This window comes from Pseudomonas sp. SWRI18, assembly GCF_014268345.1.
GTDB lineage: Bacteria > Pseudomonadota > Gammaproteobacteria > Pseudomonadales > Pseudomonadaceae > Aquipseudomonas > Aquipseudomonas cedrina.
In genome coordinates this window covers 92,292-108,382 of record NZ_JACCQQ010000022.1, presented here as the reverse complement: position 1 = coordinate 108,382, position 16,091 = coordinate 92,292, and the positions used below count along the sequence as shown (strand labels likewise).

The window sequence follows — 16,091 nt, the reverse complement described above, 5'->3', positions numbered from 1 at the left end:
TAAATATAAGCCTAGTGCTACACGGTCCGACGGTTGTGCATCTCCACCCTACACGTATCCCTGATAATTCGGGTGCTGCCGCGCGCAGAATCCGCAGCGGGTTGGCATTTACCGTGTTCTCCAATGGGGAGTCCACGCTCATGGCTAAACAAGACCGGGTGTGGGCGATTGCGCTCTCATCCGGCTCTTAACAGGCGTTGTTTCCGAAGCATTCGCCATGGTCTGGTCCAAGACTGACTGCACTTTGTGAACTGGCCGTAAATATCGGCGCAACACGCGAGTATTCACCCTGCGTATCGCACTCGCTTCAGGCCTCATGTCACCTGCGCTTGTTACAATCCTGAGCCTTCCAAGGTGGCGAACACCCCGTAGGACGGCCTCGCGTCCTGATGAATTGCGATGGTCAGGGCCGGCAGTTTGCCGCAAGTCCTCTGTCCAGGCCGCTTTTGGCGGCGTTCGCGACTATAGCAGCAATGATTAAGTGCTTCAATTCCATAAAAAATTGTTATCATCGCCGCCATGACCACTACCGCCCCCCAGACCCCCAGCGTCCAGCTGCTCGAGGTCTCGCCGGAATATGCCGGCCAACGCATCGATAATTTTCTCCTGGCCAGGCTCAAAGGCGTGCCCAAGACCTTGATCTACCGCATCTTGCGTAAAGGCGAAGTGCGGGTGAACAAGGGCCGGATCAAGCCCGAGTACAAGCTGCAGGCGGGCGATATCGTCCGCGTGCCGCCGGTGCGCGTGCCTGAGCGCGACGAGCCCGTGCCATTGGCCCAGGGCCTGTTGCAGCGCCTGGAAGCGTCGATCGTGTTCGAAGATAACAAACTCATCGTGATCAACAAGCCCTGCGGGATTGCCGTTCACGGCGGCAGCGGCCTGACGTTCGGCGTGATCGAAGCCTTCCGGCAGTTGCGCCCCGATGCCAAGGAGCTGGAGCTGGTCCATCGCCTGGACCGCGACACGTCCGGCCTGCTGATGATCGCCAAGAAACGCAGCATGCTGCGCCACCTGCACACCGCCCTGCGCGGCGATGGCGTCGACAAGCGCTACATGGCGCTGGTGCGCGGCAACTGGGCCAGCTCGATCAAAAGCGTGCGTGCGCCATTGCAGAAGAGCAACCTGCGTTCCGGCGAGCGCATGGTCGAAGTGGACGAGGAGGGCAAGGAGGCCCTGACCCTGTTCAAGGTGCTGCGTCGTTTCGGTGACTTCGCCACGATGGTGGAGGCCAAGCCGGTCACCGGTCGCACCCACCAGATTCGCGTGCACACCCTGCACGCGGGCCACAGCATTGCGGGCGATACCAAATACGGCGATGAGGATTTCTCCAAGGAGATCCGCGACCTGGGCGGCAAGCGCCTGTTCCTGCACGCCTACATGCTTACCGTGCCGCTGCCCGATGGCGGCGAACTGAAGCTGCAGGCACCGGTCGATGAGATGTGGGCCAAGACCGTGGAGCGCTTGAGTGTCGCACCTTGATTACAAACTGCTGATTTTCGACTGGGACGGGACACTGGCCAACTCCATTGGCCGCATTGTCGAATCGATGCACATGGCCTCGACCCGCTCGGGTTTCGACCTGTGCAGCGACCTGGCGGTCAAGGGCATCATTGGCTTGGGCCTGCCTGAGGCGATCCGTACCTTGTACCCCGAGATCAGTGACGCCGGGCTGGTCGCGTTCCGTGAGCACTACGCCGATCACTACATCGCCCTGGAAGCTGAGCCCTCGCCGCTGTTCGAGGGTGTGGTGCAATCCCTGGAGGCGTTCCGTGCCGAGGGCTATCAGCTGGCGGTCGCCACCGGCAAGGCCCGTCGCGGGCTGGACCGGGTGCTCAAGGCTCACGGGTGGGAAGATTATTTCGACATCACCCGTGCCGCCGATGAAACTGCCAGCAAGCCGCACCCTCTGATGCTGGAGCAGATCCTGGCGCACTGCGGTGTATCGCCGCGCCAGGCCTTGATGGTGGGCGATGCTTCCTTTGACCTGATGATGGCGCGCAATGCAGGCATGGACAGCGTGGCGGTCAGCTATGGCGCCCAGTCTGCCGAGGCCTTGCAATGCTATGAGCCCAGGCTGACGATTGATCATTTTTCCGAATTGCAGGCCTGGCTCGGCCGGGCTTTATAAGTCTTTGCTGGGGTTGATGGCATGAGTGATGAGTGGAAAGCGCCCGAAAAGGCTGAAAGCGGTGATGACAAGAGCTGGAAGCTGCTGGAGAAAACCCTCCTGGCCAGTGTCCAGGAGCAGCGTCGTGCACGGCGTTGGGGGATTTTCTTCAAGCTGCTGACGTTTACCTGGCTGATCGCCATGCTGGTGCTGTTCAGCCCGCTGATGGACATGGAAAAAAGCGCGACCCGTGGCGCCGGTTATACCGCGTTGATCGAAGTGCGCGGCGTGATCGCCGACAAGGAGCCTGCCAGTGCCGACAACCTCGTCAGCAGCCTGCGGGCAGCGTTTGAAGACCCCAAGGTCAAGGGCGTGATCCTGCGTATCAACAGCCCGGGCGGCAGTCCGGTGCAGTCGGGTTATGTGTACGACGAAATTCGCCGCCTGCGCGGCCTGCACCCGGATATCAAACTGTACGCGGTGATTGCCGACCTGGGCGCCTCGGGTGCCTATTACATTGCCAGCGCCGCAGACCAGATCTACGCTGACAAGGCCAGCCTGGTCGGTTCGATTGGCGTGACGGCGGCCGGTTACGGTTTTGTCGGCACCATGGAGAAGCTGGGCGTGGAGCGGCGCATCTACACCTCGGGCGAGCACAAGGCGTTCCTTGACCCGTTCCAGCCGCAGAAGGCCGATGAAACCCAATTCTGGCAGGGCGTGCTCGACACCACCCATCGCCAGTTCATTGCCAGCGTGAAACAGGGGCGCGGTGATCGGCTGAAGGATAAAGACCATCCGGAACTGTTCTCCGGGCTGGTCTGGACCGGCGAGCAGGCGTTGCCGCTGGGCTTGGTCGACGCGTTGGGCAGTGCCAGCTCGGTGGCGCGGGATGTGATTGGCGAGAAGGAGTTGGTGGATTTCACGGTTGAGGAGTCGCCGTTTGATCGGTTCTCCAAGAAGCTTGGTTCAAGCGTGGCTGAAAAGCTGGCGTTGTACATGGGCTTCCAGGGCCCGACGCTGCGCTGATATTTCAGCGCTGACGCCGTTCAAAATGTGGGAGCGGCGGTGCGACGATTCGACTTGCTCGCGAAAGCGGTCTACCAGTCGACATTTATAGCGACTGATTCACCGCATTCGCGAGCAAGCCCGCTCCCACAGTGGTTTTGTGGTGTTCTTAGGGGATTTGTACGCCTTCGGCCAGTAGCATGTCCACCAGGCGAATCAGCGGTAAGCCGACAAGGCTCGTCGCATCCGGCCCTTCGGTACTCTGGAACAGGCTCACACCCAGCCCCTCGGCCTTGAAACTGCCCGCACAGTCATACGGCTCTTCGATCCGCAGGTAGCGTTCGATGCGTTCCACGTCCAGCTCGCGCATGTGCACGGTAAAAGGAACGCAATCGACCTGGCAGCGCCCCGTCTCGCTGTTCAGCAGCGCCAACCCGGTGAGGAAGCTCACGCGCTTGCCGCTGGCGGCCAACAGTTGTTCGCGGGCTTTTTCGAAGGTGTGGGGCTTGCCGATAATGCGGCCTTCCAGCGCGGCGACCTGGTCTGAACCGATGATCAGGTGCCCCGGATAGCTGGCAGCCAAGGCCCGTGCCTTCTGTTCTGCCAGGCGCTTGACCAGCTCCACGGCGGATTCATTTTCGCGATGGCTTTCGTCGATATTCGGCGAGCCGCAGATGAACGGCAGGTGCAGGCGGCTGAGCAATTCCCGGCGATAAACCGAGCTGGATGCGAGTAATAAAGGCAGCATGGGCGTCTCCTCTGGGCGGCCACGGATTCTAGCGGGGCGACCGGCTGACGCACAGGGCTGAATTTCCTTTGACATGGCCGGGTGCATCCCTATAATGCTGCGCCTATGTTGAATGACCCGATTCCACCTCACGTTGACCCGCGCAAATTGGCTGATCGTGGCACTTCCCTTCAAGGTGAATTGCCGCTGGCCGATTTGGAGAGACTCTGCGACTCGCTTTCCGACACTGTCGGTGCGGTCCAGGCCAAATTCGTTTTTGAACGAGATGAACGTAAATCTGTGGTGATCCACAGCCTTATCGACACCGAAGTCAAAATGGTTTGCCAGCGTTGTCTTGAGCTGGTCACCCTGCCGATCCACAGCGAGTGCAGTTATGCCGTGGTGAAGGAGGGTGCGAATACCCAGTCGTTGCCGAAAGGTTATGACGTGCTGGAACTGGGCGAAGATCCTTTGGATCTGCATGCACTGATCGAGGAGGAGCTTTTGCTCGCCTTGCCCATTGTGCCTGCTCATCATCCGGAAGAATGCCAGCAGCCGGCGGGCCTCGATGACGAGCCCGAACCGAGCGAGGACGAGGTAACGCGGTCCAACCCGTTCAGTGTATTGGCGCAGTTAAAGCGTGACCCAAACGTTTAGGAGTTAATCAATTATGGCTGTTCAGCAGAACAAAAAATCCCGCTCCGCCCGTGACATGCGCCGTTCGCACGACGCTCTCGAGGCTAGCACCCTGTCCGTGGAAAAGACCACCGGTGAAGTTCACCTGCGTCACCACGTATCGCCAGAAGGCGTATACCGTGGCCGTAAAGTGATCGACAAGGGCGCTGACGAGTAATCACTTGTCTGCTCTAGTCATCGCGATAGACGCAATGGGCGGGGACTTCGGTCCCCGCAGCATTGTTCAGGCCTGCATTGCCAGCCTGGCTGCAACACCCTCGCTGCACCTGACCCTCGTCGGTCAACCCTCCTTACTTGAAGCATTGATTGCCAGCCATCCGGCGGTGGATCGCGCGCGCCTGACGATTACGCCGGCCAGCGAAACCATCACCATGGATGAAAAGCCGGCGGCAGCCCTGCGCGGCAAGCCTGACTCTTCGATGCGGGTGGCCCTGGAGCTGTTGCGCGACGGCAAGGTGCAGGCCTGTGTCAGTGCCGGCAATACCGGGGCCTTGATGGCATTGTCGCGGTTTGTGCTCAAGACCTTGCCGGGCATTGACCGGCCGGCGATGGTGGCGGCGATTCCGACGCAGAAAGGCTACTGCCAGTTGCTGGACCTGGGCGCGAACGTCGATTGCAGTGCCGAGCACCTGTACCAGTTCGCCGTGATGGGCTCCGTGGCCGCCGAAGCACTGGGCGTGGCCCGCCCCAGGGTGGCCTTGCTGAACATCGGCACCGAAGACATCAAGGGTAATCAGCAGGTCAAGCTTGCCGCTGCGTTGTTACAGGGCGCGCGGGGCTTGAACTACATCGGTTTTGTCGAAGGTGACGGTTTGTACCGTGGCGAAGCCGATGTGGTGGTGTGCGACGGGTTTGTCGGCAACATCCTGCTCAAGTCCAGCGAAGGCCTGGCGACCATGATTGCCACGCGTATCGAAGCCTTGTTCAAGCAGAACCTGGCGTCGCGCCTGGTCGGCGCCCTGGCGCTGCCGTTGATGCGCCGCCTGCAGGCCGACCTGGCCCCGGCGCGTCATAACGGCGCGAGTTTCCTGGGGTTGCAGGGCATTGTGGTAAAAAGCCATGGCTCGGCAGGCGTCGAGGGCTTTCAGAGCGCGATTGCGCGGGCCGTGATCGAGATCCAGGAAAACCTGCCGCAACGCTTGCGCGGCCGTCTCGAGGACCTGTTGCCTTAGGCGAATCGGCCCGGGAGTGCTTAAATGTGACCGGCCAGTTCAATTGACCATCCAATCTGTCAGTTTCGTGCGCGCCCACCGTAGGCGTGCGCATTTTTGGCGACCAGATCATTAGGGGCTTGTTACATGTCTACATCCCTCGCATTCGTCTTTCCAGGGCAGGGTTCGCAGTCCCTCGGCATGTTGGCCGAGCTGGGCGCGCAATATCCGCTGATTCTGGACACCTTCAAGGAAGCTTCCGATGCCCTGGGTTACGACCTGTGGGCGCTGACCCAGCAGGGGCCGGAAGAGCAACTCAATCAAACCGACAAGACCCAGCCGGCCATCCTGACCGCTTCGATCGCCCTGTGGCGCTTGTGGCTGGCTGAAGGCGGCGCGCGCCCGGCATTTGTTGCCGGTCACAGCCTGGGCGAGTACAGCGCCCTGGTGGCGGCGGGCAGCCTGACCCTCGGTGAGGCGGTCAAGCTGGTCGAACGTCGTGGCCAATTGATGCAGGAAGCCGTTCCGGCCGGTCAGGGCGGCATGGCCGCTATCCTCGGCCTGGACGATGCCGTGGTCATCCAAGCCTGTGCCGAAGCCGCACAGGGCGAAGTGGTCAGCGCGGTGAATTTCAACTCCCCTGGCCAAGTGGTCATCGCGGGTGCCAAGGCGGCGGTCGAGCGCGCCATCGAAGGCTGCAAGGCGCGTGGCGCCAAGCGTGCGCTGCCGTTGCCGGTAAGCGTGCCATCGCACTGCGAGCTGATGCGCCCGGCGGCCGAGCGTTTTGCCGAGTCCATCGCCGCCATCAACTGGCAGGCGCCGCAGATCCCGCTGGTGCAGAACGTCAGCGCCGCCGTGGCCGCCGACCTCGACACCCTCAAGCGCGACCTGCTGGAGCAGCTCTACAAGCCCGTACGCTGGGTTGAATCGGTGCAGACCCTGGCCGCCAATGGCGCCACCGAATTGGTCGAGTGCGGCCCGGGCAAGGTCCTGGCCGGCTTGAACAAGCGCTGCGCCGACGGCGTGTCGACGGCCAACCTCAATACACCTGACGCCTTTGCTGCCGCTCGCGCAGCCCTGGCCTGAGCCTTTATTTCCGAACTTAGGAGAAGCCTGCATGAGTCTGCAAGGTAAAGTTGCACTGGTTACCGGCGCCAGCCGTGGCATTGGCCAGGCCATCGCCCTGGAGCTGGGCCGTCAGGGTGCCGTGGTGATCGGCACCGCCACCTCCGCCTCGGGCGCCGAGCGTATCGCCGCGACCCTGAAGGAAAACGGCGTCCAAGGCACCGGCCTTGAGCTGAATGTGACCAGCGATGAGTCCGTGGCCGCGGTACTGGCCGCGATCACTGCACAGTTCGGCGCGCCGGCCATTCTGGTGAATAACGCCGGTATCACCCGCGACAACCTGATGATGCGCATGAAAGACGACGAGTGGTACGACGTGGTCGATACCAACTTGAACAGTCTGTTTCGCCTGTCCAAGGGCGTTTTGCGTGGCATGACCAAGGCGCGTTGGGGTCGAATTATCAATATTGGCTCCGTAGTGGGTGCCATGGGCAACGCAGGCCAAGTAAACTACGCATCCGCCAAGGCCGGTCTGGAAGGTTTCAGCCGTGCATTGGCGCGTGAAGTCGGTTCGCGGTCGATTACGGTCAATTCGGTGGCCCCAGGGTTCATCGACACCGATATGACCCGCGAACTGCCTGAAGCACAGCGTGAAGCCTTGCTGACGCAGATTCCGCTGGGCCGCCTGGGCCAGGCTCAAGAGATCGCGAATGTGGTCACTTTCCTGGCATCCGACGGTGCGGCATACGTGACTGGGGCTACAATCCCGGTGAACGGCGGGATGTACATGAGTTAAATTGTGACGGATCGCTTCAAAAAAATGTCATACGAGCTGTCTAAAATCCGTTATAAAGCTGCAACTTAATTTATAGGCAGGTGGCCGACCGGGTACAGGGTGAAGCTTTCAGTTGAAAAGCTGAAATGGCTTTCTATACACTTACCCACTGGCCAGCTGCCTGAATTTGTCCATTAGGAGTTAAACAAGGTATGAGCACCATCGAAGAGCGCGTCAAGAAAATCGTCGCCGAGCAATTGGGCGTTAAGGAAGAAGAAGTGGTCAACACGGCTTCCTTCGTAGAAGACCTGGGTGCCGATTCCCTTGACACCGTTGAGCTGGTGATGGCTCTGGAAGAGGAATTCGAGACCGAAATCCCGGACGAAGAAGCTGAAAAAATCACTACTGTTCAAGCTGCCATCGACTACGTTACTAGCCACCAGGCGTAATAGTTTGTAGTCGTCGCTTGCTGTCAGGGAAAAACCGCACTGCTGTAACGGCGTGCGGTTTTTTCTTTAAGCACTGATGAAAAGTCGGTTCTGATGCACAGTGTCGTCATCAAGAAAAAGGAGAGTGCTGTGTCGCGTAGACGCGTCGTAGTCACCGGTATGGGTATGTTGTCGCCACTGGGCACGGATGTGCCAAGCAGTTGGCAGGGCATTCTGGCTGGCCGCAGTGGTATTGGTCTGATCGAACACACGGACCTTTCTGCCTATTCCACCCGTTTTGGCGGCTCGGTAAAGGGCTTCAATGTCGAGGAATATCTCTCGATCAAGGAGTCCCGCAAGCTCGACCTGTTCATTCAATACGGCCTGGCAGCCGGTTTTCAGGCGGTGCGCAACGCCGGCCTGGAAGTCACCGACGCCAACCGTGAGCGCATCGGCGTGGCCATGGGGTCGGGTATTGGCGGTTTGACCAATATCGAAGAAACCAGCCGCACGTTGCACGATTCCGGCCCCCGTCGAATTTCACCGTTCTTCGTGCCGGGTTCGATCATCAACATGATTTCCGGTTTCCTGTCCATCCACTTGGGCGCACAGGGGCCCAACTACGCGATTGCCACGGCCTGCACCACCGGCACGCACTGCATAGGCATGGCGGCGCGCAACATCGCCTATGACGAAGCCGACGTGATGATCGCCGGCGGCGCCGAAATGGCGGCCTGCGGGCTTGGCATGGGCGGCTTCGGCGCGTCCCGTGCGCTGTCGACCCGCAACGACGAGCCGACCCGTGCCAGCCGTCCCTGGGACAAGGGCCGTGATGGCTTCGTGCTGTCCGACGGCGCTGGTGCCCTGGTGCTGGAAGAGCTGGAGCACGCCAAGGCGCGTGGCGCCACCATCTACGCCGAGCTGATCGGCTTTGGCATGAGCGGCGACGCCTACCACATGACCTCGCCACCGTCCGACGGTGCGGGTGCCGCGCGCTGCATCACCAACGCCTTGCGTGATGCGAAGGTCAATGCGGACCAGGTGCAGTACATCAACGCCCATGGCACGTCGACCCCGACCGGCGATTTGGCGGAAGCCGAAGCCATCAAGTCGGTGTTCGGCGAGCATGCCTACAAGCTGGCGGTTAGCTCCACCAAGTCCATGACCGGCCATTTGCTGGGTGCTGCGGGCGCGGTCGAGGCGATCTTCAGCGTCATGGCGATCAAGGATCAGGTCGCTCCGCCGACCATCAACCTCGATGAGCCGGACGAAGGCTGCGACCTGAACTTCGTGCCTCACGAAGCGCAGCCGATGCCGATCGACGTGGTCATCTCCAACTCGTTCGGTTTTGGCGGTACCAACGGTTCCCTGGTGTTCCGCCGGTTCGCCGAGTGATGGAGAGCTGGGTCAACGGTCAGCCAGCGGACAGCGTGCCCCTGAAAGACCGTGGCCTGGCGTACGGCGATGGACTGTTCGAGACCATCGCCGTCAAGGCCGGGCAGCCCCTGCTGCTCGACCGTCACCTGCAGCGCCTCGAAGAGGGTTGCAGGCGGCTCGCCCTGATGGTGGATCACGTGCTGGTCCGCAGCGAAGTGCTGGCCTATGCCGCCGCCCTGGGCGACGGTGTTCTCAAGTTGATCCTCACCCGCGGCGACAGCCTGCGCGGGTATGGCGTCAACCCCGGCGCGCCGGTGCGCCGTATCTTGCAGGGCAATCCGCCTGCTACCTATCCCAACGCCCATGGAACCGACGGCATCCGCTTGTTTCCATGCGCTACCCGTTTGGCCGAGCAGCCGCTGCTGGCCGGTCTCAAGCACCTCAATCGCCTGGAGCAGGTGATCGCCCGCGCCGAGTGGCAGGACGCTGAGCATGCCGAAGGCTTGATGCTGGATCTGTCCGGACGCGTCATCGAGGGTGTATTCAGCAACCTGTTCCTCGTGCGCAACGGCTTGTTACTAACCGCTGATCTGACGCGTTGCGGCGTTGCCGGGGTGATGCGTGCCGAGATCCTGGCCCAGGCCCAAACGCTGAGCCTCCCGGTGGCCGTGGCCGACATCAGTCTTGAACAGCTGCAGCAGGCCGACGAAGTCTTCGTCTGCAACAGCGTGTATGGCATCTGGCCGGTGCGTGGGTACGCTGCTATGAGCTGGCCGGTTGGCCCGCTCACCCGTAAACTGCAGGGCATTGTTCGCGCGCTATTGGATATTTGAGTTGATACGAAAACTGGTTGTACTGCTGCTGATCGGTCTGTTCTCGGCGGCGTTGCTGTTGGGCTACGGCGCCTGGAAGTTCGATTCTGCCTTGAAGCAGCCCTTGAACCTGACCCAGGAGCAATTGCTCGACGTTCCGGCCGGGGCGACCCCGACCGGCACCTTCAATCGCCTGGAGGCGGACGGCGTGCTGGAAGGCGCCTTCTGGTTGCGCCTGTACTGGCGCTTCAACCTCGACGGCCAGCCCTTGCACAGCGGCGAATACCGCATGACCCCCGGCATGACTGCGCAGGGCCTGATCGGCCTGTGGCAGCGTGGCGAAGTGGTGCAATACAGCCTGACCCTGGTCGAAGGCTGGAATTTTCGCCAGGTGCGCTCGGCGCTGGCCAAGCATGAAAAAATTGTCCAGACCCTCTCGGGCCTGAGCGACAGCGAAGTGATGGACAAGCTCGGTCACCCCGGCGTGTTCCCCGAGGGTCGGTTCTTTCCCGATACCTACCGCTTCGTGCGTGGCATGACCGATGTCGAATTCCTGAAAAAAGCCTACAGCCGCCTGGACGATGTACTTGCCCAGGAGTGGAGCAAGCGCGCCGCCGATGTGCCGTACACCGACCCTTATCAAGCGCTGATCATGGCCTCCCTGGTGGAGAAAGAGACCGGCGTGCCCGAAGAGCGTGGGCAGATCGCTGGCGTATTCGTGCGGCGCTTGAAGGTCGGCATGCTGTTGCAGACCGACCCGACCGTCATCTACGGCCTGGGCGAACGCTACAACGGCAAGTTGACCCGTGCCCACCTCAAGGAAGCCAACCCCTACAACACCTACATGGTTGCAGGGCTGCCGCCGACACCCATCGCCATGGTCGGCCGCGAGGCGATCCACGCCGCGCTGAACCCGGTCGCGGGCAGCAGCCTGTATTTTGTTGCCCGGGGCGACGGCAGCCATATTTTCTCCGACGACCTGGATGCGCATAATGCCGCCGTGCGCGAGTTCCAGCTCAAGCGCCGCTCCGATTACCGCTCCAGCCCGGCACCGGCGGTGAAGCCCTTGGAAGAACCCACGCCGCCAGCCGAACCTGTGCCAACTGATACGCAGGCCGAACCTGTGCCGGACACCGCCGCGCCGCAAAGCTCGCAATAATTGACTAAGGACTGCCCGTGACTGGCTTGTTTATAACCCTGGAAGGCCCCGAAGGCGCCGGCAAAAGCACCAACCGCGATTACCTGGCCGAGCGCTTGCGCACCCAAGGCATCGAAGTGGTGTTGACCCGCGAGCCCGGTGGCACGCCGCTGGCCGAGCGTATCCGCGAAGTGCTGCTGACGCCGGGGGACGAGCAGATGAACCCGGACACCGAGTTGCTGTTGGTGTTCGCCGCCCGTGCCCAGCACCTGGCCGAGGTGATTCGCCCGGCCCTGGCGCGCGGTGCCGTGGTGATCTGCGACCGGTTTACCGACTCCACCTACGCCTACCAGGGCGGGGGGCGAGGCCTGTCCCTGGCGCGCATCGCTGCCTTGGAAACCTTCGTCCAGGGCGACTTGCGTCCGGACCTGACATTGGTATTCGACCTGCCGGTGGAAGTGGGCCTCGCCCGGGCCAGCGCCCGAGGTCGTCTCGACCGTTTCGAACTGGAAGGCCAAGCCTTCTTCGACGCCGTACGCACCGCGTTCCTCAAGCGTGCCGCCGCCGAGCCTGCGCGTTATTTCCTGCTGGACGCCGCCCAACCGCTGGCCCTTGTGCAGCAGGCCATTGATGCGCTGTTGCCGGACCTGCTGGAGCGCGCCCGTGGCTGAAGCCTACCCATGGCAAGACAGCCTGTGGCAACAACTGGCCGGGCGTGCCCAGCACGCCCACGCCTATTTGCTGCATGGCCCGATCGGCATCGGCAAGCGCGCGCTCGCCGAGCGCTTGATGGCCAGTCTGTTGTGCCGGCACCCTGTCAACCTGGAAGCCTGCGGCGAATGCAAATCCTGCCTGTTGCTCAAGGCCGGCAGCCACCCGGATAACTACCTGCTCGAACCCGAGGAAGCCGACAAGGCGATCAAGGTCGACCAGGTGCGTGACCTCGTCAGCTTCGTGGTGCAGACCGCGCAGATGGGCGGGCGCAAGGTGGTGTTGATCGAGCCGGTGGAGGCGATGAACATCAACGCCGCCAACGCCTTGCTCAAGAGCCTGGAGGAGCCGTCCGGCGATACCGTGTTGCTGCTGGTCAGCCACCAGTCCAGCCGTTTGTTGCCAACCATCCGCAGCCGCTGCGTACAGCAGGCGTGCCCATTGCCGAGCGAGGCTATGAGCCTTGAGTGGTTGGCGCAGGCGCTGCTGGAGTGCGGCCAGGACGAACGGGTCGAGTTGCTGACACTGGCGGCGGGCTCGCCGCTGGCTGCGGTCAAGCTGCACGCCCAGGGCGTGCGCGAGCAGCGGGCGCTGGTAGTGGATGGCGTAAAGAAATTGATCAAGCAGGAAGTCTCCGCCACCCAGTTGGCTGAAAGCGCCTGGAAGGACATTCCCCTGTTGCTGCTGTTCGACTGGTTCTGTGACTGGTCTAGCTTGATCCTGCGCTACCAGCTGACTCAGGACGAAAACGGCCTGGGCCTGCCGGACATGCGCAAAGTGGTGCAGTACCTCGCGCAAAAGAGCGCCCAGGATAAGGTGCTGACTATCCAGGACTGGATCCTGGCCCAACGCCAGAAGGTGCTCGGCAAGGCCAACCTCAACCGCGTGCTGTTACTTGAAGCGCTGCTGGTGCAGTGGGTCGGCTTGCTCGGCCGGCGTTAAATTCCGTGGCCGACGGGTGTATCGTTGGCCAGACACTTTTGTGACTGAAGACCCCTATGCTCGTAGATTCCCATTGCCATCTTGATCGCCTCGACCTTGCCCAGCACGGCGGTTCCCTTGACGCTGCCCTCGACGCTGCGCGTCAACGCGGGGTAGGGCACTTCCTGTGCATTGGTGTCAGTGCCGAAAACGCGGCCGACGTCAAAGCCCTGGCTGATCGCTATGCCGACGTGGATTGTTCGGTGGGCATCCACCCGCTTGACCTCAAGCCGGGTGAGGCCCCAGCCCTGGATTGGCTGCTGGCCGAACTCAACCACCCGCGCGTGGTGGCCATCGGCGAAACCGGCCTGGATTACCACTACGAACCCGAAGCCGCCGAGCTGCAGCAGGCTTCCTTCCGCCTGCACCTGCAAGCCGCCCGGCAGACCGGCAAACCGGTGATCGTCCACACCCGTGGCGCGCGCGCCGATACCCTGACCCTGCTGCGTGAAGCCGCGTTGCCCCAGGCCGGCGTGTTGCACTGCTTCACCGAGGATTGGGACATGGCCAGGGCGGCCCTGGACCTGGGGTTCTACATTTCCCTGTCGGGCATCGTCACCTTCCGCAACGCCGACGCTCTGCGCGACGTCGCGCGCCAGGTGCCGGCCGACCGCCTGCTGGTGGAAACCGATTCGCCGTACCTGGCGCCCATTCCTCATCGTGGCAAGCCGAACCTGCCGGAGTATGTGCGCGATGTGGCGGATTACCTGGCGATGCTGCGCGGTGAATCCTACGAGCGCTTTGCCGAACAGACCACGCAGAACTTCAAGCGCCTGTTCCCGCTGGCGCATGTAGCTGGCTGACGCGAGCAAATCGCAGGCAAAAAAAACCCGGGTTCTGGGGGGTGAATCCGGGTTAAGACCATTAGGAGTAAAACAAGGGCACGCGGTCCGTTGGTACCCAGGTCGGCGCTTCACTTGGGGGAGATGTCACGCCGACCTTTGAAGTATTGATCAGTATCCGGTTGAGTCCAGTCGCGATTGGTCGTTTTTTAAACAGATTTGGAATACGGGTACTTCCCTTGAGTTCTCATCAGGCAGGTACACAAGTGCGGTTGTTGCGTATTATTTCTGACTGATATCAACGAAATCGTTGGCGTGTTGAAAGTAAAGTGCGTTGCGGGTTCACATAAACATTGCCCAGCGACCGTTCAGTCGGGATAATCCCTCGCAGCGGGTAAATCGTATCGCCGCGTGTCCGTGGCCTGCGCAACCCTTCCTATTTCGACCTTTGCAGACCTCTTCCTCATGCACAAAGAACCCCGTAAGGTCCGTGAGTTTCGCCGCCGTGAGCAGGAAATTCTCGACACCGCGCTCAAGCTGTTCCTCGAACAAGGTGAAGACAGCGTCACCGTCGAGATGATCGCGGATGCCGTGGGTATCGGCAAAGGCACGATCTACAAGCACTTCAAGTCCAAGGCCGAGATCTACCTGCGCCTGATGCTCGACTACGAGCGCGACTTGAACGAGCTGCTGCATTCGGCCGATGTGGACAAGGACAAGGAAGCCCTGTCCCGCGCCTATTTCGAGTTCCGCATGCGCGATCCGCAGCGCTACCGCCTGTTCGACCGCCTGGAAGAAAAGGTGGTCAAGGGCCATCAAGTGCCGGAAATGGTCGAGGAGTTGCACAAGATCCGCGCCTCGAACTTTGAACGCCTGACCTTGCTGATCAAGGGCCGCATCAGCGAAGGCAAGCTCGAAGACGTGCCGCCGTATTTCCACTATTGCGCCGCCTGGGCCCTGGTACACGGCGCCGTGGCGCTGTACCACTCGCCGTTCTGGAGTAATGTGCTGGAAGATCAGGAAGGTTTCTTCCAATTCCTGATGGATATTGGCGTGCGCATGGGCAACAAGCGCAAGCACAGTTCCGAGCCGCCGGCCGTCGAATCGCCCTCCACGTAATGATTTGCTGCCACGCGCAGTACCCCAGGAATATACTCGGGCAAGGACGCTTGCTAAAAGCTGAGTTATCAGTCAGCTTTTAGTGCGCCCCGTTTTATCCTCTGCCGGAGTGATCCATGATCGTTGATCGTCAAGGCAGGCGTTTTCGCAATTTGCGGATCAGCCTGACCTCAGCCTGCAACTACGCGTGTACCTATTGCGTGCCTAACGGCAAGCGGCTGGTGGCTGCCCAGGACGAACTCTCGGCCGAGGCCATGGCGCGTGGCGTGGCGTACCTGATTGAGGCCGCAGGCATAGACCGCCTGCGCATCACCGGCGGTGAGCCGCTGGTCAGCCCCAAACTGGAAGCCTTCATGGGCGCCGTGGGGCAGATGGGCCTCAGTGATATCAGCCTGACCACCAACGGCCAGCTGCTGGCGCGCAAACTGCCGTTGCTGGTGGAGGCCGGGATCAAGCGCATCAACGTCTCCCTCGACACCCTGAACCCCGACGCCTTCCGCAGCATCGCCCGTGGCGGCGACCTGGCGACCGTGCTCGATGGCATGGACCAGGCCCGCGCCGAGGGGATCAAGATCAAGGTCAACATGGTGCCGTTGCGTGGCCAGAACCTAGACCAGGTCATGCCGCTGCTCGATTACTGCCTGGAACGTGGCTACGAGTTGCGTTTTATCGAGCTGATGCGCATGGGCCACCTGGCCAAGGATTCCAACGCGTTCCTGCAGCAATTCGTCAGCTTGCAGCAACTGCTGGGCCTCATCGGCGAACAGCATGAATACCTGCAAGCCAATGCCCCCGTGGACGCCACCGCGGTGCGCTATGAAGTGCCAGGCAAGGGCTTCTTCGGCGTGATCGCCAACGAAAGCGTGCCGTTCTGCCGTACCTGCTCGCGGTTGCGCTTGTCGTCCACCGGCTGGTTGCATGGCTGCCTGTCGTCGAGCAACCGCCACTATGTCGGCGACCTGCTGGACAAGCCGCGCCACCAGGCACTGCCGGCGCTGCAAGGCCTGTTGATGAAAGCCTTGGGCGACAAGCAGGAAGTGGCGTTCTCGGGCGGCGCCACCATCATGAAAATCATTGGCGGCTGACACTATTTCCTGATCGATACACATCCAATGTGGGAGCTGGCTTGCCTGCGATGCAGACAACTCGGTACATCAGGCATACCCAGTTGATGCCATCGCAGGCAAGCCAGCTCCCACATTTGCTATGTGTTGCCC

The 16,091-nt window shown here is 61.4% G+C and carries 18 protein-coding genes; 17 read left to right on the top strand and 1 reads right to left on the bottom strand.

The annotated features are described in order from the left end of the window. The first annotated feature begins 519 nt into the window (after positions 1–519). Genes rluC through H0Z09_RS21965 form a run of 3 tightly spaced genes read left to right on the top strand, consistent with a single transcriptional unit; the run spans position 520 to position 3,133 of the window. The gene (gene rluC / locus H0Z09_RS21975; protein WP_076949588.1) at positions 520–1,479 is read left to right on the top strand and encodes a 23S rRNA pseudouridine(955/2504/2580) synthase RluC; all 960 of its coding nucleotides are present in this window, start codon (positions 520–522) and stop codon (positions 1,477–1,479) included. Further along, positions 1,466–2,128: an HAD-IA family hydrolase gene (locus tag H0Z09_RS21970; protein ID WP_186693432.1), complete on the top strand. Its 663-nt coding sequence runs from the start codon at positions 1,466–1,468 to the stop codon at positions 2,126–2,128. Before rluC ends, H0Z09_RS21970 begins: the two co-directional genes overlap by 14 nt. A 21-nt stretch (positions 2,129–2,149) precedes the next feature. Continuing rightward, positions 2,150–3,133 (top strand): S49 family peptidase, encoded by a 984-nt coding sequence (locus H0Z09_RS21965; RefSeq protein ID WP_186693430.1) that lies wholly within the window; start codon positions 2,150–2,152, stop codon positions 3,131–3,133. A 148-nt stretch (positions 3,134–3,281) separates the two neighbouring features. Here the strand turns inward: H0Z09_RS21965 and H0Z09_RS21960 are convergent, their stop codons facing one another. Further along, a complete protein-coding gene (locus H0Z09_RS21960; RefSeq protein WP_186693428.1) occupies positions 3,282–3,860 on the bottom strand; it encodes a nucleoside triphosphate pyrophosphatase in 579 nt (192 codons plus the stop codon). Positions 3,861–3,965: 105 nt separating this feature from the next. On the opposite strand from H0Z09_RS21960, the gene H0Z09_RS21955 reads away from it, so the two are divergent. The 14 genes from H0Z09_RS21955 (at position 3,966) to H0Z09_RS21890 (ending at position 15,959) form a co-directional block, all read left to right on the top strand. Then, positions 3,966–4,496, top strand: coding sequence for a YceD family protein (locus H0Z09_RS21955; protein ID WP_057721115.1), 531 nt, complete (start codon positions 3,966–3,968; stop codon positions 4,494–4,496). A gap of 13 nt (positions 4,497–4,509) precedes the next feature. Continuing rightward, complete coding sequence (gene rpmF, locus H0Z09_RS21950) at positions 4,510–4,692, top strand: 50S ribosomal protein L32 (protein ID WP_003179396.1); 183 nt, start codon at positions 4,510–4,512, stop codon at positions 4,690–4,692. Positions 4,693–4,696: 4 nt separating this feature from the next. Next, positions 4,697–5,707, top strand: coding sequence for a phosphate acyltransferase PlsX (gene plsX, locus H0Z09_RS21945; protein WP_186693426.1), 1,011 nt, complete (start codon positions 4,697–4,699; stop codon positions 5,705–5,707). 126 nt (positions 5,708–5,833) lie between these two features. Continuing rightward, entirely contained in the window at positions 5,834–6,772 is a 939-nt protein-coding gene (fabD, locus tag H0Z09_RS21940) for an ACP S-malonyltransferase (protein ID WP_186693424.1), read from the top strand. A 31-nt stretch (positions 6,773–6,803) separates the two neighbouring features. Beyond that, positions 6,804–7,547, top strand: coding sequence for a 3-oxoacyl-ACP reductase FabG (gene fabG / locus H0Z09_RS21935; protein WP_186693422.1), 744 nt, complete (start codon positions 6,804–6,806; stop codon positions 7,545–7,547). Positions 7,548–7,738: 191 nt separating this feature from the next. Then, positions 7,739–7,975 (top strand): acyl carrier protein, encoded by a 237-nt coding sequence (gene acpP, locus H0Z09_RS21930; protein ID WP_003175607.1) that lies wholly within the window; start codon positions 7,739–7,741, stop codon positions 7,973–7,975. A gap of 129 nt (positions 7,976–8,104) precedes the next feature. Beyond that, positions 8,105–9,349 carry a beta-ketoacyl-ACP synthase II gene (fabF, locus tag H0Z09_RS21925; RefSeq protein WP_186693420.1) on the top strand — a complete coding sequence of 415 codons (1,245 nt, stop codon included), beginning with the start codon at positions 8,105–8,107 and terminating at the stop codon, positions 9,347–9,349. Continuing rightward, positions 9,349–10,164, top strand: a complete 816-nt coding sequence (gene pabC, locus H0Z09_RS21920; protein WP_186693459.1) for an aminodeoxychorismate lyase — start codon at positions 9,349–9,351, stop codon at positions 10,162–10,164. The genes fabF and pabC overlap by 1 nt, the downstream gene beginning before the upstream one ends. A 1-nt stretch (position 10,165) precedes the next feature. Then, a complete protein-coding gene (gene mltG, locus H0Z09_RS21915; protein WP_186693418.1) occupies positions 10,166–11,302 on the top strand; it encodes an endolytic transglycosylase MltG in 1,137 nt (378 codons plus the stop codon). A 17-nt stretch (positions 11,303–11,319) separates the two neighbouring features. Beyond that, positions 11,320–11,952, top strand: coding sequence for a dTMP kinase (tmk, locus tag H0Z09_RS21910; RefSeq protein WP_186693416.1), 633 nt, complete (start codon positions 11,320–11,322; stop codon positions 11,950–11,952). Beyond that, complete coding sequence (locus H0Z09_RS21905) at positions 11,945–12,934, top strand: DNA polymerase III subunit delta' (RefSeq protein WP_186693413.1); 990 nt, start codon at positions 11,945–11,947, stop codon at positions 12,932–12,934. The genes tmk and H0Z09_RS21905 overlap by 8 nt, the downstream gene beginning before the upstream one ends. A gap of 56 nt (positions 12,935–12,990) precedes the next feature. After that, the gene (locus H0Z09_RS21900; RefSeq protein ID WP_186693411.1) at positions 12,991–13,776 is read left to right on the top strand and encodes a TatD family hydrolase; all 786 of its coding nucleotides are present in this window, start codon (positions 12,991–12,993) and stop codon (positions 13,774–13,776) included. A 444-nt stretch (positions 13,777–14,220) separates the two neighbouring features. Then, a complete protein-coding gene (locus H0Z09_RS21895) occupies positions 14,221–14,874 on the top strand; it encodes a TetR/AcrR family transcriptional regulator (RefSeq protein ID WP_076949575.1) in 654 nt (217 codons plus the stop codon). Between the two features lie 116 nt (positions 14,875–14,990). Further along, positions 14,991–15,959, top strand: a complete 969-nt coding sequence (locus H0Z09_RS21890; RefSeq protein WP_186693409.1) for a radical SAM protein — start codon at positions 14,991–14,993, stop codon at positions 15,957–15,959. Positions 15,960–16,091 lie beyond the last annotated feature (132 nt).